The following is a 411-nucleotide window of genomic DNA, read 5'->3' as shown; positions in this document are numbered from 1 at the left end:
GAGGATGTCTTCCAGGGCCTGCAGGCCGCGGCCGAATTCCTCGCCCAGGCGCTCCAGGCTCCAGCTGCCGGTGTGGGCCTGCCAGGCGTGGTGATCCCAGGCGTGCAGGCCGACCTCGTGGCCGCGCGCGCGGGTCTCGCGCATCAGGTGGCCGAGGTCACGGCCGATGGGCCGACCCGGCCAGGCAGTGCCGGCCAGCAGGATGTCCCAGCCATAGAGGCTGGCGGCCTTGGACCTCAGCATCTTCCACAGGAAGGTGGGCTTCACCAGGCGCCACAGGTGGCGCCCCATGTTGTCCGGCCCGACGCTGAAGAAGAAGGTGGCCTTGACCCCGGCTTCGTCCAGCAGGTCGAGCAGCCGCGGTACCCCTTCGCGGGTGCCGCGATAGGTGTCCACGTCGATGCGCAGGCT

1 protein-coding gene is annotated in these 411 nt (G+C 70.3%); it reads right to left on the bottom strand.

Translation table 11 applies throughout. The annotated features are described in order from the left end of the window. On the bottom strand, nt 1-408 hold a 408-nt coding region (locus tag FSV73_RS25445; RefSeq protein ID WP_260856170.1), incomplete at its 3' end, for a polysaccharide deacetylase family protein. Nucleotides 409-411 lie beyond the last annotated feature (3 nt).

Source organism: Pseudomonas oryzihabitans (genome assembly GCF_007665395.1).
In the GTDB taxonomy this organism is placed as follows: Bacteria; Pseudomonadota; Gammaproteobacteria; order Pseudomonadales; family Pseudomonadaceae; genus Chryseomonas; species Chryseomonas psychrotolerans_C.
This window is presented reverse-complemented; position numbering and strand designations above follow the sequence as displayed.